Source organism: Streptomyces sp. NPDC088817 (assembly GCF_044750345.1).
GTDB lineage: Bacteria > Actinomycetota > Actinomycetes > Streptomycetales > Streptomycetaceae > Streptomyces.
In genome coordinates, this window is the sequence record NZ_JBIVJN010000007.1 from 45,046 (window position 1) to 64,190 (window position 19,145).

The 19,145-nt window shown below is 72.3% G+C and carries 17 protein-coding genes and 1 riboswitch; of the genes, 4 read left to right on the top strand and 13 right to left on the bottom strand.

The window, feature by feature from the left end; all coding sequences use genetic code 11:
• Positions 1-247: 247 nt before the first annotated feature.
• The gene (locus tag ACIP4X_RS14680; RefSeq protein WP_358735845.1) at positions 248-1,420 is read right to left on the bottom strand and encodes an acyl-CoA dehydrogenase family protein; all 1,173 of its coding nucleotides are present in this window, start codon (positions 1,418-1,420) and stop codon (positions 248-250) included.
• 321 nt (positions 1,421-1,741) lie between these two features.
• Here ACIP4X_RS14680 and ACIP4X_RS14685 point away from each other — a divergent pair, with 321 nt between their 5' ends.
• Positions 1,742-2,974 (top strand): glycoside hydrolase family 18 protein, encoded by a 1,233-nt coding sequence (locus tag ACIP4X_RS14685; protein WP_358735843.1) that lies wholly within the window; start codon positions 1,742-1,744, stop codon positions 2,972-2,974.
• A 68-nt stretch (positions 2,975-3,042) separates the two neighbouring features.
• Here the strand turns inward: ACIP4X_RS14685 and ACIP4X_RS14690 are convergent, their stop codons facing one another.
• Positions 3,043-3,663: a TetR/AcrR family transcriptional regulator gene (locus tag ACIP4X_RS14690; RefSeq protein WP_358735842.1), complete on the bottom strand. Its 621-nt coding sequence runs from the start codon at positions 3,661-3,663 to the stop codon at positions 3,043-3,045.
• Between the two features lie 198 nt (positions 3,664-3,861).
• Positions 3,862-5,238, bottom strand: coding sequence for a peptidase C39 family protein (locus ACIP4X_RS14695; RefSeq protein WP_401348594.1), 1,377 nt, complete (start codon positions 5,236-5,238; stop codon positions 3,862-3,864).
• Between the two features lie 246 nt (positions 5,239-5,484).
• On the opposite strand from ACIP4X_RS14695, the gene ACIP4X_RS14700 reads away from it, so the two are divergent.
• Positions 5,485-6,105: a hypothetical protein gene (locus ACIP4X_RS14700; RefSeq protein ID WP_358735900.1), complete on the top strand. Its 621-nt coding sequence runs from the start codon at positions 5,485-5,487 to the stop codon at positions 6,103-6,105.
• Between the two features lie 431 nt (positions 6,106-6,536).
• The gene (locus ACIP4X_RS14705) at positions 6,537-8,399 is read left to right on the top strand and encodes an AAA family ATPase (protein WP_358735838.1); all 1,863 of its coding nucleotides are present in this window, start codon (positions 6,537-6,539) and stop codon (positions 8,397-8,399) included.
• Between the two features lie 27 nt (positions 8,400-8,426).
• On the opposite strand, the gene ACIP4X_RS14710 is transcribed toward ACIP4X_RS14705, so the two are convergent.
• The 10 genes from ACIP4X_RS14710 to ACIP4X_RS14755 form a co-directional block, all read right to left on the bottom strand.
• Entirely contained in the window at positions 8,427-9,521 is a 1,095-nt protein-coding gene (locus ACIP4X_RS14710) for a hemolysin family protein (RefSeq protein ID WP_358735837.1), read from the bottom strand.
• Positions 9,518-10,864, bottom strand: a complete 1,347-nt coding sequence (locus ACIP4X_RS14715; protein WP_401348598.1) for a hemolysin family protein — start codon at positions 10,862-10,864, stop codon at positions 9,518-9,520. The genes ACIP4X_RS14710 and ACIP4X_RS14715 overlap by 4 nt, the downstream gene beginning before the upstream one ends.
• Positions 10,865-11,088: 224 nt before the next feature.
• A complete protein-coding gene (locus ACIP4X_RS14720; RefSeq protein ID WP_401348601.1) occupies positions 11,089-11,556 on the bottom strand; it encodes a PH domain-containing protein in 468 nt (155 codons plus the stop codon).
• A gap of 21 nt (positions 11,557-11,577) precedes the next feature.
• Positions 11,578-12,426: an ATP phosphoribosyltransferase gene (gene hisG, locus ACIP4X_RS14725; RefSeq protein ID WP_358735831.1), complete on the bottom strand. Its 849-nt coding sequence runs from the start codon at positions 12,424-12,426 to the stop codon at positions 11,578-11,580.
• A gap of 57 nt (positions 12,427-12,483) precedes the next feature.
• A complete protein-coding gene (locus ACIP4X_RS14730) occupies positions 12,484-12,756 on the bottom strand; it encodes a phosphoribosyl-ATP diphosphatase (RefSeq protein ID WP_031486114.1) in 273 nt (90 codons plus the stop codon).
• Between the two features lie 34 nt (positions 12,757-12,790).
• Positions 12,791-13,276 carry a 6,7-dimethyl-8-ribityllumazine synthase gene (gene ribH, locus ACIP4X_RS14735; protein ID WP_358735829.1) on the bottom strand — a complete coding sequence of 162 codons (486 nt, stop codon included), beginning with the start codon at positions 13,274-13,276 and terminating at the stop codon, positions 12,791-12,793.
• Positions 13,277-13,298: 22 nt separating this feature from the next.
• Positions 13,299-14,627 (bottom strand): bifunctional 3,4-dihydroxy-2-butanone-4-phosphate synthase/GTP cyclohydrolase II, encoded by a 1,329-nt coding sequence (locus ACIP4X_RS14740; protein ID WP_358735827.1) that lies wholly within the window; start codon positions 14,625-14,627, stop codon positions 13,299-13,301.
• On the bottom strand, positions 14,624-15,268 hold the full coding sequence (locus ACIP4X_RS14745) for a nicotinamide mononucleotide transporter family protein (RefSeq protein ID WP_358735825.1): 645 nt from the start codon (positions 15,266-15,268) through the stop codon (positions 14,624-14,626). The genes ACIP4X_RS14740 and ACIP4X_RS14745 overlap by 4 nt, the downstream gene beginning before the upstream one ends.
• On the bottom strand, positions 15,265-15,873 hold the full coding sequence (locus ACIP4X_RS14750; RefSeq protein WP_358735823.1) for a riboflavin synthase: 609 nt from the start codon (positions 15,871-15,873) through the stop codon (positions 15,265-15,267). The genes ACIP4X_RS14745 and ACIP4X_RS14750 overlap by 4 nt, the downstream gene beginning before the upstream one ends.
• A 154-nt stretch (positions 15,874-16,027) precedes the next feature.
• Positions 16,028-16,158: riboswitch (FMN riboswitch) on the bottom strand.
• A gap of 310 nt (positions 16,159-16,468) precedes the next feature.
• Positions 16,469-17,695: an ROK family transcriptional regulator gene (locus tag ACIP4X_RS14755; RefSeq protein WP_401348607.1), complete on the bottom strand. Its 1,227-nt coding sequence runs from the start codon at positions 17,693-17,695 to the stop codon at positions 16,469-16,471.
• Between the two features lie 133 nt (positions 17,696-17,828).
• On the opposite strand from ACIP4X_RS14755, the gene ACIP4X_RS14760 reads away from it, so the two are divergent.
• Positions 17,829-19,040: an MFS transporter gene (locus ACIP4X_RS14760; protein ID WP_401348610.1), complete on the top strand. Its 1,212-nt coding sequence runs from the start codon at positions 17,829-17,831 to the stop codon at positions 19,038-19,040.
• Positions 19,041-19,145: the final 105 nt, after the last annotated feature.

Consider the following 19,145-nt stretch of genomic DNA (forward strand, 5'->3'; position numbering starts at 1 on the left):
CCTGTCCGCCGCACTCCGCGTTGCCCGGGTATGACCACCACGCATCCGGCGGCCGGACGACGGCGGCGGCGGGTCTTCGTGCCACCGCCGCCCGCAGAATCGGTTCCGCCCGTGCCTCCGCAGCTCACGAACCCGCCGATCTACCGCGATCTGATGCGTGCCTGGGCCGACCGGGGCCGCACCCTGCCGGGACGGCACGACCCGGAGTGGGTCCGCCTGGCGGCGCCGCCGGCCCCGCTCGCGCGGCTCAGCGGGTCTCGGGACCCGCTACGTGACGGGCGATGACCATCCGCTGGATCTGGTTGGTGCCCTCGACGATCTGCAGGACCTTGGCCTCGCGCATGTAGCGCTCGGTCGGGAAGTCCGTGGTGTAGCCGTATCCGCCGAGCACCTGGACGGCGTCCGTGGTGACCTTCATGGCCGTGTCCGTGCAGAACAGCTTGGCCATGGCCGCCTGCCGCGCGAACGGCAGGCCCGCGTCCCGGAGCCGCGCCGCCGCCAGGTACAGCGCGCGGCCCGCCTCGATCTGCGTCGCCATGTCGGCGAGCATGAAGCGCAGGCCCTGGAAGTCGGAGATCGGCCGGCCGAACTGCTGCCGTCCGGCGGCGTAGCCGACCGCCTCGTCGAGCGCGGCCTGCGCGAGGCCGATGGCACAGGCCGCGATGCCGAGCCGTCCGGAGTCGAGTGCGGACAGTGCGATGGCGAAGCCCTGGCCCTCCTCCCCCAGGCGCCGGTCGTCGCCGACCCGGACGCCGTCGAGGTGGATCTGCGCGGTGGGCGAGCCCTTGAGGCCCATCTTCTTCTCCGGGGCCGCGGCACTCAGGCCCTCGGCGTCGCCCGGCACCAGGAAGGCGGTGATGCCGCGCGGGCCCCGCTCTCCGGTGCGGGCCATCACCGTGTAGAAGTCGGCGACCCCGCCGTGGGTGATCCAGGACTTGGTCCCGGTGAGCACCCAGCCGTCGCCGTCCCGGACCGCCTTGGTGCTGAGCGAGGCGGCGTCGGAGCCGGAGGCCGGCTCGGAGAGGGCGTACGCGCCGAGCAGTCCGCCGCCCAGCATCGCGGGCAGATGCTCCACCTGCTGCTTCTTGGTGCCGTAGGCGGCAAGCCCGTAGGAGGCGAGAGTGTGCACGCTCAGGCCGAGGCCGACGGTGAGGCGGGCCGCGGCCAGTTCCTCCAGGACCTGGAGGTAGACCTCGTAGGGCTGGTCGCCTCCGCCGTACGCGGAGTCGTAGGGCAGGCCGAGCAGGCCGGAGCGGGAGAGCAGGGTGAAGACCTCGCGCGGGAAGAGTCCCGCGTCCTCCTCCTCGGCCGCCTTCGGGGCGATCTCGTGCTGCGCGATGTCGCGGACGAGCGAGATCAGATCCCGGGCCTCCTCCGTGGGCAGTTGCCGGTCCACCGGCTGCGGGGCGCGGTCGGGCATGGCGACGCTCTCCTCCCTTTCGGGCACATCGGCGGATGTGCGCCTTGGGTGGGGCGGCTCCGCCGGGGTCGTTCTCGGGCCCAGCCGGGTCGGCGATCCCGGGTCACGGTAGCTGCTGACCAGCGGCTGTGCGCTGTGAGTATGCCCGATCCGGGGCATCGCGTCACCGGTTAACGAGCGCTTACTTCAAGAAATCATCGGGGTCCGAAATTGGTCCGCACCATTGACCCACTGGTCTAGTCCTCCTAGGGTGCCGCGGACCGACGCATTCCGCGTCCATGCCAATCGGCACGATCCCCTCTCCCCCACGAGGAGACACCGATGCACACTCCGCACCGCCTCCGGGCGCTGCTGTCCACCGCCTGTACCGTCGCCCTCGGCGCCGGACTGCTCGCCGGTGCGAGCACGGCCACCGCCTCCCCCACCCGGTCCGCCGCCCCGTCGGCCGCCGAGGGCTCCAAAGTGGTCGGCTACTTCACCGAATGGGGCGTCTACGACCGCGGCTACCACGTCAGGAACATCGAGACCTCCGGTTCCGCGGCGAAGCTCACCCACATCAACTACGCCTTCGGCAACGTCACCGGCGGCCGGTGCGCCATGGGCGACGCCTACGCGGCGACCGACCGCGCCTACACCGCCGACGAGTCGGTGGACGGCGTCGCCGACACCTGGGACCAGCCGCTGCGCGGCAACTTCAACCAGCTCCTGAAACTGAAGGAGAAGCACCCCGGCCTGAAAGTGCTGTGGTCGTTCGGCGGCTGGAGCTGGTCGGGCGGCTTCGGCGACGCCGCGAAGGACCCGGCCGCCTTCGCCCGGTCCTGCTACGACCTGGTCAACGACTCCAGGTGGGCGGGGGTCTTCGACGGCATCGACATCGACTGGGAGTACCCCAACGCCTGCGGTGACACCTGCGACACCAGCGGCCGCGAGGCCTTCACGAACCTGATGGCGGCGCTGCGCGCCAAGTTCGGCGGCGACGCCCTGGTCACCGCGGCGATCCCGGCGGACGCGAGCGACGGCGGCAAGATCGACGCGGCCGACTACGCGGGCGCCGCGGCCCAGGTCGACTGGTACAACCCCATGACCTACGACTACTTCGGCGCCTGGGACGCGGCCGGGCCGACGGCTCCGCACTCGCCGCTGACCTCGTACTCCGGCATCCCGAAGGAGGAGTACACCACCTCGGCGACCATCAGCAAGCTCAAGGACCTCGGCGTCCCGGCCTCGAAGCTGCTGCTCGGCATCGGCTTCTACGGCCGCGGCTGGACCGGCGTCACCCAGGACGCCCCGGGAGGCACCGCCACGGGCCCGGCGAACGGCACGTACGAACAGGGCATCGACGACTACAAGGTGCTCAAGGACAGGTGCCCGGCGACCGGCGTGGCGGGCGGCACCGCGTACGCCAAGTGCGGCAGCGAATGGTGGAGTTACGACACTCCGGAGACCATCGCGACCAAGATGGCGTACAAGAACGAACAGGGCCTCGGCGGAACGTTCCTCTGGGAACTGAGCGGGGACACGGCGAGCGGCGAGCTGATCAAGGCGATCGGCTAGTACCGCGCCCTGGACGCGGGGCGGAGGGTGAGTCCCCCTCCGCCCCGTCTTTTCCCGTCCCTCGCTTCTCAGCCGTCGCGGCGGGCCGGTGCGGGGGCCGGGTGGGTCGGGTCGATCTCCTCGATGGCGCGCAACGCGCCGCCGAGGGTCTTCACCAGCAGGTCGCGCATGGTGTCCCGGGAGAGTCCTGGCCGGCCGATCCAGTCCAGGGTGGCGCCCTCGACACTGCACACCCAGGCGAGCAGGCCCATACGGGCCACCGGGGCGATGGCGGTACGGCCGTAGGCGCCCTCCGCGATGGTCGCGACGATGGCCTCGCGCACGCCGTCCCGGATCGAGTGCACCTCGGTGTCGAAGCCGACGCCGCCGCTGACGATGGTGCGATAGGCGGCCTGGTTGTGCTCCGCGTAGCGCAGATAGGCCTCTATGGTGCGGTGCACCCGGTCCACGGCCGGCATGTCCAGGCCGCGCGCCGCGAAGCTGACCAGATCGGCGACGGAGTCCTCGATGATCGCCAGGTAGTAGCCGCGCTTGGACCGGAAATAGTAGTAGATCAGCCCCTTGGCCACATGGGCCTGCCGGGCGATGTCGTCCATCGAGAGGGCGTCGTAGGAGGTGTCGGCGAACAACCGCCGCCCGATGGCGAGGAGTTCGGCGCGACGACCCGCGGAGCGCTCGGTGCCGCGCACCCGGCTGGGGGCCCTTTCCGCTCGAACGGAGTCGAGGGCGTGCGGGAGGGCGGTCTCACGCGGTTGCCTGATATTCAATTCGACCCTGGCCTCCAACTGGCGGTCGGACAACCGCAGTATGGCAGGCCGGCCGGGCGCGGAGGCAGAGCGCCGGGAGGGCCCCGGTGGCCCGGGGCCCTCGTAGGCGCGCGGTTTCGGTCAGCTCACGCCCACGGCGGCGAGCGCCTTGCGCTGGGGGCCGGTGAGGTGGGCCGGGAAGTACAGGTAGCAGATGCCGCCGGAGCCGGAGGCCACCTTGCCGGAGGCGTTGTAGCGCTTGGTCCTGAGCCAGATGTTCTCGAACTCCCGGCGCCGGTACACCCGCCGTACCGCCGCATCGCTCGGTGAGGCCGGGTCGTTGGCGATCACGTCGCCGTCGGCGGTGAAGCCGATGACGGTCATGAGGTGGCCGTTGGTGCCGTAACCGGCGCCGGTCAGCTCGGTGCTGAGGAAGGACTGGGAGGTTATGGCGGGGATCCCGGCCGCGATCAGCGTCTCCAGGTCGGTGAGCGAGCCGAGCCGGGTCACCACCCCTTGCAGGTCCTTGAACGTGGCGGCGTAGGCGGCGTTGAACGGCCAGTTCCCGCAGCCCTCGTACTGGTGGTCATAGGTGTACCGGGCCGCGTTGCACACCTGCGGGTCGGCGTAGGACGGGTCGACCCAGGACAGTTGCCCGGGGGTGAGCCGCCCGCCCCAGTACTCGATGATCATCTGCGAGGAGGTGGGGCTGCACCAGGCCTCGCCGCCGTTGTCGTACTCGGGGTACTGGCCGGAGTGGATCGACTGCGAGTAGCGCGGGACGGTCAGCTCCCCGGCCGGGCCGGGCGTGGAGGCCGGGACGGTGAAACGGTCGGGGACGTCGGAGCCCATGGCGCCGATCCGCCGGACGGTCGGGGTGAGCCGGGTGCCGGGCCTGCGGTGCAGGGTGAGCCGCAGCCGGTAGGAGGCGAGGCGCAGCCCGGAGGCCGGGTCGTCCAGGGAGAAGGTGTCCGTCCGGATCGTGCTGCGGCCGTCGCTCTGGCCGTCGACGGAGGTCCGTTTGATGTCCTGGTCGCCGGAGGCCCAGCGGCCCATCACGTACCAGGGGGTGTCCGTGCCGTCGGAGTACGTGCCGCGCAGTTCGACCTGGACCCAGGTGCCGGCCGGGGTGTGCGCGTTCCAGGAGGCGACCGCCTCCGTGGCCGGTACGGACAGCCGGTGCGCCGGGCTGGTCCAGGTGCCGTACTCCCAGGCCGCGGTCGTGCCGGTGTGCGGGTCGGTGTAGTCGGTGGTGCCCGCGGGCTTCTCGATCTCCAGGCCGGGCCGGGCGCCGGCGACGGCGTGCGTGCCGCGGGTCGTGCCCGAGCGCCAGTCGGTGTACGTGGTCCAGGCGCGGTAGTCGACCGGGCGGGCCGGGGCGGCTCCGGCGCCCTTGGCGCCGGTGGCGGGGGCGGCCGGGGCCGCGGCGGCCACCGGGGCCGCACCACCCGCCATCGCCGCCGCGGCGACCGCGACGGCGAGAACGGATCTGCGGGACGGCTGTTCGGCTCTGCTCATGGGTGGATGACCCCCAGGTGTCCGACGTCGGGGCGGGTCCGTGGCTGGGCCCACTATGGCCGCGCCACCCGGCTCCTGCCAGCACTTCGACAGACGCCACGCCCACCAATATTGGTCTCCACCACTGGCATGACCTGCGCCGGAACCCCGCGGCGCCGAATACGCGAGGGCCGGTGGCGCGGAGAGCGGTCACTAGACTGACCACCGAGAACACACCGTCGCCCTCCTCGCTCACCGGGAACCGCCATCCGCGCCCTCGCCGCCTTCCTCCGTGCCGCACCGCCGTCCTGCGGGACCGTGCGGCTGATCGGTGTCGACGGGCACGCGGGATCCGGGAAGTCCACGTTCACGGGGAAGTTGGCCGCGGCACTGGGGGGCGCGCCGGTGCTGCACCTGGACGACGTCGCGAGCCATGAGGAGCTGTTCGGCTGGGAGGGACGGCTGCTGCGCGAGGTCGTCGGACCGCTCGGGCGGGGGGAGGCGGCGCGCTATGCCCCCTACGACTGGTGGGAGCGGCGGTTCGGGGCCGCACGGGTGCTGCCGCCGGCGCCCGTGATCCTGGTCGAGGGTGTGGGCGCCGGACGACGGGCACTGCGCCCGCACCTGGCGCACCTGCTGTGGATGGATCTGCCGCACGAGGAGGCCTGGGCGCGGGGCCGCTCGCGGGACGGGGAGGAGCAGCGGGAGTTCTGGTCCGGGTGGGTCGGGGCCGAGCGGCGGCACTTCGCCGAGGACCCCTCGCGGCCGTTCTCGGATCTTCTGGTACGGCAGTTGCCGGAGGGGTACTCGGTGCTTCCGGGGCCCGCCGGGGTCGTTGGACCGGACCAGTTCGTCACCGACGGTGACGGGTCGTCGGCAATGTGCTGAACTCGTGAAGATCCGCGCCGGGCAACTTCCCCGAGTCACTCAACTCCGCTTGACCCGGGGACCGTACAGGTCTTACGTTCTCAATGAGCGGTCATCGCGTACCGCCCGCAAACACGAAGCCCCCGGTTGTTCCCCCGTGATCGGGGGCTTCGTTCTGCCCTTTTCGCGTTCTCCGGACGCTGCGTGACGCCATTTGCTCACACTCGGTCACCACGCACGGTGCGTTCCGCCCTCCGCTCCCTCGCCGAACGGCCTGTGCGGCACCCTTCGGCGACCGGCGGCCCCACGGGTACCATGCCCTCGGTGCGACCTTCGAACGACTGCTTCGCGCACCTGCAACTCCGGTCCGCGGTACAGCGGTTCGACCACAGGAAGCCGTCAGGTGGATGCCTGCCGGCGAACCTTCGGGGGCACGGTTTGTGGGGGACGTGATGGACTTCGGCACGCAGGGCCCGAAGGCCCCGGCCGACCTCGCGTGGCTGCGAGGCGTGGACGCCTACACCATGGGGGCCTATCCACAGGCGGAGGAGGAGTTCCGGGCCGCGGTGCGGCTGGACCCCGCGATGGCCGACGGCTGGCTCGGCCTGCACGCGCTGCGCGTCGACACGACCACCGCGCTGCTGAGGATGCACCGGCACCGCGAACGCTTCGGCGAACAGCGCGCCCGGCACCGCCGCACCCTCAACTCCTGGTACTGGCTGGGCTGGTGGGTGCAGCCCGTGCTGGAGAGCCCGCGCGATCTGCTGCTCGCGCACGCCTCGCACTGGCTGGACGGCCGCCACGTCCCCGAGCTGGACCGCGCCCTTGCCGGGCTGCCGCCGGTGGACACCGACGCCCAGGTCCGCTTCCTGCACGCCTGCCGCGCCTACCTCGTCAAGGACTGGGAGCAGCTCGTCCGGCACACCGACCCGCTGCTCGATGATCCGCTGCTCGGCATAGAGGCCGGACTGTTCGGCGGCATGGCCCGGGTGCGCCTGGAGATGTACGGGCAGGCCGAGCCGATGCTGTCGGCCGCGCTGATGCGCTGCCGCAGCGAGCAGCCGCAGCGCAAGGAGCTCAGGTACTGGCTGGCACGGGCGCACGAGGGCACCGGGCGCAGCGCCGCGGCGCTCCCCCTGTACCGGGCGGTGCACCGGGTCGATCCGGCCTTCATGGACACCTCGGCACGGCTCGCGGCGATCGCCGAGGGCGACGGGTACGAGGACACGGCCGGGCTCGCCGCGATCACCCTCGGCCTCGGGCAGGACCTCATGGACGGCCCGGACCTGCTGGACCCGCTGTTCGGCGGCGAGGGCCGGGACCTGAAGCTGTCCGGGACCGATCTGCCGGTGGGCGGTCCGCTGCCGTCGGTGGCCGATCCGTCGGTGCGCCGGCGCGCACCGGCCGCCGACCCGCTGCTGCCCACCGGGCCCACCGACCCCGCGTTACTGGAGGAGGCACTCGCCGAACTCGAGCGCATGGTGGGTCTGGAACCGGTGAAACGGCAGGTCAAGGCGCTGTCGGCGCAGCTGAACATGGCGCGGCTGCGGGCCGGGCAGGGGCTGCCCGTGCAGCCGCCCAAGCGCCACTTCGTCTTCTCCGGCCCCTCCGGCACCGGCAAGACGACCGTCGCCCGCATCCTGGGCCGCGTCTTCTACGCGCTCGGCCTGCTCGGCGGCGACCACCTGGTGGAGGCGCAGCGGGCCGACCTGGTCGGCGAGTACCTCGGGCAGACCGCCGTCAAGGCCAACGAGCTGATCGACTCCGCGATCGGCGGCGTGCTCTTCCTCGACGAGGCCTACGCCCTGTCCAATTCCGGCTACGGCAAGGGCGACGCGTACGGCGACGAGGCCCTCCAGGTGCTGCTCAAGCGGGCCGAGGACAACCGCGACCACCTGGTGGTGATCCTGGCCGGCTATCCCGAGGGCATGGACCGCCTGCTGGCCGCCAACCCCGGGCTGTCGTCGCGCTTCACCACCCGCGTGGACTTCCCCTCGTACCGGCCCGCGGAACTCACCGAGATCGGCAAGGTGCTCGCCTCGGACAACGGCGACCTGTGGGACGACGAGGCCCGCGACGAGCTGCACTCGATCGCCGGGCACGTGGTCGACCAGGGCTGGATCGACGAGCTCGGCAACGGGCGCTTCCTGCGGACCCTGTACGAGAAGAGCTGCGCCTACCGGGACCTCAGGTTGTCGACGTACCCGGGCACGCCGACCCGGGACGACCTGGCGACACTGCGGCTGCCGGACCTGATGCAGGCGTACGGGGAGGTGCTGTCGGGGCGGGGGCCCCAGGATCCGTCGGCCCTGTGACGGACGGATCCCGGAGCCCCCGGGGCCTCACGGGGCCTGGGCGGCCAGGGCCTCCTCCGGCTCGCCGCTGACCCGTGGCTCGGTCAGCCGTACCTCGGTCGCCAGGCGGTGCGCGGGGTCGTGCACCTCGCCCACGAGGAGTTCCAGCACGTCCTCCAGGGCCACCAGGCCCAGCACCGTGCCGGAGGCGTCCGCCACCTGGGCCAGGTGGGTGGCGGCCCGGCGCATGACGGTCAGGGCGTCGTCCAGGGGCAGCTCGGCCCGCAGGGTCGCCATCGGGCGCCACGTCCGCTGCGGCACGGCCTGCCCGGCGTCCTCCACGTCGAGCACGTCCTTGACGTGCACATAGCCCAGGAAGGCTCCGCCGGGGGCGGCGACCGGGAAGCGGGAGTAGCCGGTGCGGGCGGTGAGCGCGACGATCTCGGCCGAGGTGACCGACGGACCGACCGTGACCAGTGCCTCGGGCGGGAGCAGGACGTCCGTCACCGGGCGCGAGCCCAGCTCCAGGGCGTCCTCCAGGCGCTCCTGCTCCTCGGGGTCGAGGAGCCCCGCCTGGCGGGAGTCCTCGACCAGCCGGCCCAGCTGCACGCTGGTGAAGGCGGCCTCGACCTCGTCCTTGGGCTCGACGCGGAAGAGCCGCAGGACGCCCTTGGCGCAGGCGCCGAGCGCCGCCGTGATCGGCCGGCACAGCCGGGCGAAGGCGACCAGACCGGGGCCGAGCCACAGCGCGGCCTTCTCCGGCGCGGCCATGGCGAGGTTCTTCGGCACCATCTCGCCGATGACGAGGTGGAAGAAGACCACGGCCGCGAGCGCGATGACGTAGCCGAGCGGGTGGACCACGCCGCTGGGCAGGCGCAGCCAGGCGAACACCGGCTCCAGCAGGCGGGCCACCGTGGGTTCGGCGACGGCGCCCAGGGTGAGCGAGCAGACGGTGATGCCGAACTGGGCGGCGGCCATCATCTGCGGCAGCCGCTCGAGACCGTGCAGCACCTGGCGGGCCCGGGCGGTGCCGAGCGGTTCGATCTGGCTGCGGCGGACGGAGACGAGGGCGAACTCGGCGCCGACGAAGAAGCCGTTGGCGAGGACGAGAAGTCCGGCGAACAGCAGTTGGATCACGCTCATCGGACGGCCTCCGCCACGGCCGGGACCGGGTCGGTCACGGTGGCGGTGCGGACCAGCCGGACCCGCTCCGCGCGGTAGTGGCCGACCTGGCGCACGGCCAGCCGCCAGCCCGGCAGCTCGGCGCGGTCGCCGGGGGCCGGGATACGGCCGAGCAGGTCGGCGACCAGTCCGGCGACGGTCTCGTACGGGCCCTCGGGCGCGTCCAGGCCGATCCGCCGGAGCAGGTCGACACGGCAGCCGCCGTCGACGTCCCAGGCGGGGCTGCCGTCCTCGGGCGGGGCCGGTGCCACTTCCGGCACGTCGGTGGCGTCGTGCTCGTCACGGACCTCGCCGACGAGCTCCTCGACGATGTCCTCCAGGGTGACGACGCCCGCGGTGCCGCCGTACTCGTCGACGACGACCGCGATCGGCTGCTCGTTGCGGAGCTGGGCGAGCAGCGGCTGCACCGGCAGGGTCTCGGGGACCAGCAGCGCCGGGCGGGCGATACGGCCCACCGCGGTGTGCAGCCACTCGTCGGACGGCACCGCGAGGGCGTCCTTGAGGTGGACCATGCCCACGACCTCGTCGATCTTCTCGTGGTAGACGGGGAAGCGGGACAGCCCGGTGGCACGGGTGAGGTTGACCACGTCCTCGGCGGTCGCCGAGGACTGGAGGGCGCTGACCTTCACCCGCGGGGTCATGACGTGCTGTGCGGTCAGGTCGCCCAGGGACAGGGTGCGCACGAAGAGGTCCGCGGTGTCCTGTTCGAGGGCGCCGGCCCGGGCCGAGTGGCGGGCCAGGGAGACCAGCTCGCCGGGGGTGCGGGCCGAGGCCAGCTCCTCGGTGGGTTCGACGCCCATGGCGCGCACCAGCCGGTTGGCGACCGTGTCGAGCGCGGCGATCACCGGGTGGAACAGGCGCGAGAAGAGGTGCTGGGGGCCGGCCACGAAGCGCGCCACCTGGAGAGGCCGGGAGACCGCCCAGTTCTTGGGCACGAGCTCGCCGATCACCATCTGGACCGCCGAGGCCAGCAGCATGCCGACGACGACGGCGACCCCGGAGACGGCTCCGCCGGGGACACCGGCGGCCGCGAACGGGCCGCGCAGCAGCCCGGCCAGCGCGGGTTCGGCGAGCATGCCGACGACCAGGGAGGTGATGGTGATGCCGAGCTGGGTGCCGGAGAGCTGGAAGGACAGCTCCCTGAGGGATTCGACGACCCTGTGGGCCCGTCTGTCGCCCTCCTCTGCGGCCTTCTCGGCGTCCGGGCGCTCGACCGTGACCAGGCCGAACTCTGCCGCGACGAAGAAGCCGTTGGCGAGAATGAGCAGGAACGCCGCTCCGAGGAGCAGCAGGGGGGTGGTCATGATGCCGCCGCCTCCGCGTTCACGCGGACCAGGTCCGCGCTATGTCGGCAGGGGGCGGCGCAGGTACTGCAGGACGATCCGTCCATCGCCGGAGGGACTCACTCCTCGGGTAGCAGGAGCCCCTGGCACCGGTCTTGGGACCCAGGGGCGGAGGCGCAGCGAAAACGCGTCCGCAACCAGATTAATCAAGACACCGGCCGATGCGGCAGGGTGGACGCCCCGAGTCAGCTATGACGTTCGTCGCCGGACCGCTCCCGGCCCGGGAGCGAACGGGCCTCCACGAGCGCGCGCAGGGCGCGCGCGTCGGCGATGGCCTGCTGTTTCGCGATGCCCGGCTGTATGCCGAGGGCGGCCAGGCTGGTGCCGTCGCTGAGGTTCAGGAACACCCATGGATCACCCGGGCGCAGGTTGACCTGTATTATCTCCGCCCACTCCAGACGGCGGCGGCCGACGATGTTGACGACGGTGACGCCCGAGTCGTCGGCGACGACCTTCGGCCGGGCCAGCAGGACGAGGACCCCGGCCAGGAGCGCGCCGGTGAAGGCGAAACTCACCCGTTCGCCGGGGCTGAGCTGCTCCAGCAGCAGCCCCACGGTGGTGATCACCACGAATATGACGGCCCCCGCGGTGAGCAGGACGGCCCGGGTGCGGCCGGGGCGGAAGGTGACGGGAAGTGCGGGCAGCTCGGACATCTCTGATTGCCTCCTCGTCGCTCAGAGGCGGCAGGCGTGGATGGCCGTGGTGAGAATGGCCCGGGCGCCCAGCTCGTACAGGTCGTCCATGATCCGCTGCGCCTCCTTGGCGGGGACCATGGCGCGCACGGCGACCCAGCCCTCGTTGTGCAGCGGGGAGACGGTCGGGGACTCCAGGCCGGGGGTGAGCGCGACGGCCCTCTCCAACTGCTCGACCCGGCAGTCGTAGTCCATCATCACGTACGTCCGGGCCACCAGGACGCCCTGGAGACGGCGCAGGAACTGCTGCACCTTGGGCTCCTCGGCGTCGGCGCCGGTGCGGCGGACGACGGTCGCCTCGGACTTCATGATCGACTCGCCGACGATCTCCAGCCCGGCGTTCCGCAGGGAGGTGCCGGTCTCGACGACGTCCGCGATGGCGTCGGCGACCCCGAGTTCGATGGCGGTCTCGACGGCGCCGTCCAGGTGGACGACGGAGGCGTCGATGCCGCTGTCGGCGAGGTGCTTGCTGACGATGCCCTCGTAGGACGTGGCGACCGTCCTGCCGTTCAGGTCCGCGATGCCGCCGACCGTGCCGGGCTTGGCCGCGTAGTGGAAGGTGGAGCGGGCGAAGCCGAGCGGCAGGATCTCCTCGGCGCCGGCTCCGGAGTCGATGAGCAGGTCGCGGCCGGTGATGCCGATGTCCAGGCGGCCGGTGGACACGTAGATCGCGATGTCGCGGGGGCGGAGGTAGAAGAACTCCACCTCGTTGACCGGGTCGACGATCCGCAGTTCCTTGGACTCCCGCCGCTGCTGGTAGCCGGCCTCATGCAGCATGTCCGCCGCAGGGCCGGAGAGTGAACCCTTGTTGGGGACGGCAATGCGCAGCATGAGGTCGGCTTCCTTTGTTTCGTCTCGTACGGGAGTGTGTGCGGTTGCTCGGAGTGCTCAGAGGTGGGCGTAGACGTCGTCCAGGGAGATGCCGCGGGCGACCATCATCACCTGAACGTGGTACAGCAGCTGCGAGATCTCCTCGGCGGCCGCCTCCTTGCCCTCGTACTCGGCGGCCATCCAGACCTCGGCGGCCTCCTCGACGACCTTCTTGCCGATGGCATGGACGCCCTTGCCCACCAGTTCGGCCGTGCGGGAGGTGGCGGGGTCGCCGTTGGCTGCCTTGTGCTGGAGCTCGGTGAAGAGCTCCTCGAACGTCTTCTTGGACATGGTGGTGCCAACCCTACGCGCTCCGGGCGGCTGCTCACCGCCAGGGTTCGGATACCGAGCGGAGCGTGGCGGCGGTCGCGACCGCCGCGGTGACCGCCTCGTGGCCCTTGTCCTCGCTGGATCCCTCCAGGCCGGCCCGGTCCAGGGCCTGCTCCTCGGTGTCGCAGGTGAGCACGCCGAAGCCGACCGGGACGCCGGTGTCGACGGACACCTGGGTCAGGCCGCCCGTGACTCCCTGGCACACGTAGTCGAAGTGGGGCGTGCCGCCCCGGATGACGACGCCGAGGGCGACGATCGCGTCGTAGCCGCGGCCGGCCAGGACCTTCGCCACCACCGGGAGCTCGAAGCTGCCGGGGACCCGGAGCAGGGTCGGCTCGTCGATCCCCAGTTCGTGCAGGGCGCGCAGGGCCCCGTCCACCAGTCCGTCCATCACCTTCTCGTGCCACTGCGCCGCGACGACGGCGACCCTGAGGTCTCCGACGTTCCGGACGGACAGTTCCGGTGCACCCTTGCCGCTCACGTGTCTCCTCGCGTCTGTTCGCTTACTGGTTGCCGCAGGTGGACACGGCGGTGGTGTCCAGCCAGGGCAGGTCGTGCCCCATCCGGTCCCGCTTGGTGCGCAGGTACCGGAGGTTGTGCTCGCCGGCCTGGACGGGCATCGGCTCCCGTCCGGTGACCTTCAGGCCGTGGCGGAGCAGGGCGTCGGTCTTGTCGGGGTTGTTGGTCAGCAGGCGGACGCTCGCCACTCCGAGGTCCTGGAGGATCCGCGCGCCGGCGCCGTAGTCGCGGGCGTCGGCGGGCAGTCCGAGTTCGAGGTTGGCGTCGAGGGTGTCCCGGCCGCGCTCCTGGAGCTCGTAGGCGCGCAGCTTGGACATCAGGCCGATGCCGCGTCCCTCGTGGCCGCGCAGGTAGACGACCACTCCCCGGCCCTCCTTCTGGATGCGCTCCAGGGAGGTGTCCAGCTGGGGGCCGCAGTCGCAGCGCTGGGAGCCGAAGACGTCTCCGGTGAGGCACTCGGAGTGGACGCGGACCAGGACGTCCTCGCCCTCGCCGATGTCGCCGTGCACCAGGGCCACGTGCTCGACGCCGTCGGCGGTGGAGCGGTAGCCGTACGCGGTGAAGACGCCGTGCGCGGTGGGCAGGCGGACCTCGGCCTCGCGGAGGACCGCGGGCTGGGCCGGAAGCCCCTCCGTCTCGGGCGACTCCGGAAGCCCGGGCGAGCGGCGGTGCGCGATCAGGTCCTCGATGGAGATGATCGTCAGGCCGTGCTTGCGGGCGAAGACGATCAGTTCGGGCAGCCGGAGCATCCGGCCGTCCTCGCCGGCGATCTCGACGATCGCGCCGGCCGGACGGAGCCCGGCGAGCCGGGCCAGGTCGACGGCCGCCTCGGTGTGGCCGGGGCGGACGAGCACCCCGCCGGCGCGGGCGCGCAGCGGGAAGACGTGGCCGGGGCGGACGAGGTCGGTGGGCTGCGCGGTACCGCTCGCGAGCAGCTGGAGGGTGGTCGAGCGGTCGGAGGCGGAGATGCCGGTGGTGACGCCGTGGGCGGCACCGGCGTCGACGGAGACCGTGAAGGCGGTCTTCATCGACTCGGTGTTCTCCTCGACCATCTGCGGCAGCTTCAGCCGGTCCAGCTCCTCGCCCTCCATGGGGGCGCAGATCAGGCCGCGGCATTCGCTCATCATGAAGGCGACGATCTCGGGGGTCGCCTTCTCGGCGGCGATGACGAGGTCGCCCTCGTTCTCGCGGTCCTCGTCGTCGACGACCACGACCGGGCGGCCGGCCGCGATGTCGGCGACGGCCTGCTCGACGGGGTCGAGGGTGAAGCCCTCCAGGGTGTCGGTGCCGTAGAGGACAGGTGCCGCTGTCATGCGGGCGCTCCTTCCAGGACCGGCCGCGCGTCCGTGCGGGTGCGCAGCCACCAGTCGCGCATGCCCCACAGGACCAGCGCGCCGTAGATGATGTAGACGAAGCCTGAGAAGGCGAAGCCGTTGGCGAAGTTGAGCGGTACGCCGACGACGTCGACGAGCAGCCAGGCGAACCAGAACTCGACCATGCCGCGCGCCTGCGCGTACATGGCGACGACGGTGCCGACGAAGATGTAGGCGTCGGGCCAGGGATCCCAGGACAGCGACGGGTAGGCCAGGAACAGTCCGGCGACGGCGACCGTGCCGGCCGCGGCGGCGCCGAGCAGCACGGCACGCTCGCGCCAGGTGGCGAACCGTACGGCGATGTGGCCGTCCGCCGCGCCGCCCTTGCCGCGGTTCCACTGCCGCCAGCCGAAGACGGCGACGACCATCACGACGACGTTCTTGCCGGCGCTGCCCGACAGATGGGCGGTGGCGAACGCGGCGAACAGGACCAGGCCGGCCAGGAACTGGGTGGGCCAGCTCCAGATGGAGCGGCGCCAGCCGAACACGAGGCCGAGCAGGCCGATGACGTTGCCGGTCATGTCCGACCACTTGATGTGCTGGCCGAGGAGGGTGAACGCCTCGGTGTTGAGCCAGTTCACCGTCCGGCTCCTCGGGCACGGTCGCCGAGCAGCCGCTCGACGTACTTGGCGACGACGTCCACCTCGAGGTTGACCGGGTCGCCCGCCTGCTTCAGGCCGAGGGTGGTCAGGGCCAGGGTGGTGGGGATGAGGCTGACGGTGAAGTGCTCGTCGCCGGCCTCGACGACGGTGAGGCTGATGCCGTCGACGGTGATGGAGCCCTTCTCGACGACGTAGCGCGCGAGGTCCGCCGGCAGCGAGATCCTCACGATCTCCCAGTGCTCGGAGGGGGTGCGGTCCAGGATCGTGCCGGTGCCGTCGACGTGCCCCTGCACGATGTGGCCGCCGAGACGGGCGCCGACGGCGGTGGGGCGTTCGAGGTTGACACGGGAGCCGGTGGTGAGGACGCCGAGGCTGGAGCGTTTGAGCGTCTCCGCCATCACGTCGGCGGTGAACTCCTCGCCCTCGTGCTCGACGACGGTGAGACAGACACCGTTCACGGCGATGGAGTCGCCGTGCCGCGCGCCTTCGGTCACGACGGGGCCGCGGAGCCGGAAGCGGGCGGCGTCGCCGAGGTCCTCCACGGCGGTGACTTCGCCCAGCTCTTCGACGATTCCGGTGAACACTTCCCGGGTCCTCCTGCCTCTTCGGGCACGGACTCCGGGGGCTGCCGACGTCGACAGACTGCACGAACGAGGACACTCGACGGACGGCGCCGGACGGGACCCGCCCGTGGAGGGCGAGCCCAGAGACGGCGGCGCACACGGATGTGCTCGCTCGCCGCGCACTGCCTCCCATCCGGACTTTAACCGTCGGTCCAGGAATTCCACCTGGTCAACCGGCCGCTGGAAGCGACCGGGTCGCGGACTGTAACCGCCGGTTCGGACTTTCACCGACCCCGGAGTGCGCTGCTACTGGTACAGGGCCAGTGTGCCACGCCCGATCAGCGTGACCACAAACGAAGTGTGTGGGGTGGCTCACAGAACGTACCGCCCGCGGCGCGGTGCGCGGGCGTGGAGGTCCGGCGGCGGGCAAGGGCCGTCGTCACCGCCGCCGGACCGGTCTGCGCGGAAGTCCGACCCTAAGAGGACTAGACCATCCAGGTCAACAGATGCGTGGGACACGCAAGTTCCACCCCACCGGACCGAACACCCGCCACGAACTGTGCTGTTCGCACGGGGCTTGGCCTGAATCCCTTACGGCGCCGGGACTTCCCCGGCGTCAGCGCTCCGGTGGGGCGAACAGGTCGTCCTGGGCGCGGTCGCGGGCGGTCACGAGCGCGCCGCGCAGCACCGCCCGGCCGCCGAGCGTGCCCGCCCTCACCTCGGTGGGCAGCGGGGACATCCGGGCCACGCGCTCCGCCACGCGCGCGGCGAGCACGTCGCCGCCGGCCTGCCCGATCTCGCCCCCGAGGACCACGCACCCGGGATCGAGAACGGCCACCACGGAGGCCACCCCGAGGGCGACACGGCCGGCCAGGGCGTCGAGGAAGGGCGAGGCCGCCGCGGAGGGGGCGGCGCCAGCGGTCGCCCGCACCGCCGCCCGCACCAGTTCCGCGGCGACCGGCTCCGCACCGGTTTCCTCCGCGCGGTCCGAACCGGTTCCGTCCGCCGACAGCCCGTGCCGCGCGGCCAGTTCCGTCACCGCCGCCGCGCCGGCCAGGGAGTGGAAGCCGTCCGCGCAGCCCGTCGCCGAGGGCAGGCCCTCGGTGCCCGGGACGGGCAGGAAGCCGATCTCGCCGGTGCCTCCGGAGGCACCGCGGCGCAGGACCCCGTCCAGCACGACGGCCGCACCGGTGCCGTGGCCGAGCCACAGCAGGACGAACGTGTCCCGGCCCCGGGCGGCCCCGTCGCGCTGCTCGGCCAGCGCCGCGAGGTTGGTCTCGTTCTCGACGATGACCCGGGCCCGCGGCAGCCGCTCCTGCAGGGCGGCGACCAGCCTGCGGTGCCATTCGGGCAGTCCCGTGGAGTCGCGGAGTTCGCCGCTGACCGGGTCGATCAGGCCCGGCGCGCCGATGCCGACCGTGTGCAGCCGCTCCGCCCTCGCCTCCTTGACCACCCGCTCCACCACACCGACCGCCTGCTCCAGCGCGGGCCCGGTGCCCGCGTCCCCGCCGATCGGCACGGACTCCGCGGCCAGTTCCCGGCCCAGCAGATCGGCGACGATCACGGACACGCTGTCGGTGCGGACGTCGAGGGCGGCCAGATGGGCGCGGTCGGCGACGATGCCGTACAGCCGCGCGTTGGGCCCGCGCCGCTGCTCGCCGGACTCACCGACCACGGCGATCAGGCCGGAGGCCGTCAGCCGCTCGACGAGGTCGGCGACGGTGGGCCGGGACAGACCGGTGAGCTGCTTCAACTGCCCTGCTGTCAGCGGTCCTTGCTGCTGAAGCAGCCGCAGGGCGAGCCGGTCGTTGATGGCCCGGGCGGTGCTCGGGGATGCGGGCATGCCGGGAATCCTCCCAGATCTGCGGGCTGCCGCCGTCCATGACGGCGGCTATCTATCAGGCAGGTTCCCTGATAGTTTACGTCGGCGCGACAGCGCGAGGGACAACGACGGTCAGCCCGGGAGGGGCCGGACAATGAGCGCAGTGGTCTACGAACAACGCGGCGTACGGCGCGCCCGGTACGCCGTGGCGGCCGTCTTCGCCGTGCACGGCGCCGTCACCGGCTCGTTCGCGACCCGGGTGCCGTGGATCCAGGACCACGCCGGGGTCAGCCCCGGGCAGCTCGGCCTCGCGCTGGCCTTCCCGGCGCTCGGCGCGTCCCTCGCGATGCCGCTCGCGGGCGGCATCAGCCACCGCTTCGGCGCCCGCAACGCGCTGCGCGGCCTGATCGCGCTGTGGACGCTCGCGCTCGTCCTGCCCTCCCTCGCGCCGAACCTCCTGACCCTGTGCCTCGGCCTCTTCCTCTACGGCGCCACGGCGGGCATGGCGGACGTCGCGATGAACGCCCTCGGGGTGGAGGTCGAGAACCGGCTCGACCGCTCGATCATGTCCGGCCTGCACGGCATGTGGAGCACGGGCGCCCTGGTCGGCTCGGCGGCCGGCACGGTGGCCGCGCACCTCGGCTCGGACGCGCGGCTGCACCACCTGCTGGCCGCCGCCGTGCTGACCGTGCTGGGCGTCACCGCCTGCACCTGGGTGCTGGACCTCCAGCCCGCGCAGGACGAGGAGCCGCCGCCCCGGTTCGCGCTGCCGCCGAAGTCGGCGCTGCTGATCGGCGCGATCGGGTTCTGCGCGGTGTTCGCGGAGGGCGCCAGCCTGGACTGGTCGGCGGTCTATCTGCGGCACCAACTGGAGACCTCGGCCGGGCTCGCGGCGGCCTGCACCACGGGCTTCACCCTCACCATGGCGATCGCGCGGATCGCGGGCGACCGGGTGGTGGACCGGTTCGGCGCCGTGCGCACGGTGCGGGCGAGCGGCGTGCTGGCGGTCCTCGGCGGCCTGCTCGTCGTCTCCGGGGGCCATCCGGCGGTGGCGATGACCGGGTTCGCGCTGATGGGCCTCGGTATCGCGGTCGTCGTACCGCTGTGCTTCGCCGCGGCCGGCCGCAGCGGCCCGAACCCCAGCCAGGCCATCGCCGGTGTCGCGACCATCACGTACACCTCCGGTCTCGTCGCGCCGAGCGCGATCGGCGGACTGGCCCAGGCGACCAGCCTGATGGTCTCCTTCGGCCTGGTGACCCTGCTCGCGTGCGGTCTGGTCGCCTTCGCGGGAGTGCTCAGGGCGGGCGACCGGAACCGGAGGAAGATCGGCCCCGCGAGCACCCCGGTGCCCGACCCGCGGCCCTGAGCGGGTCCTGAACGGGTCCTGAGCAACTCCTGACCGGCGCTGAGCAGGGGCGGGTGGGGACGGCACCTTCCGGCACCCCCGACAATGGTGCGGACAGGCCCCACG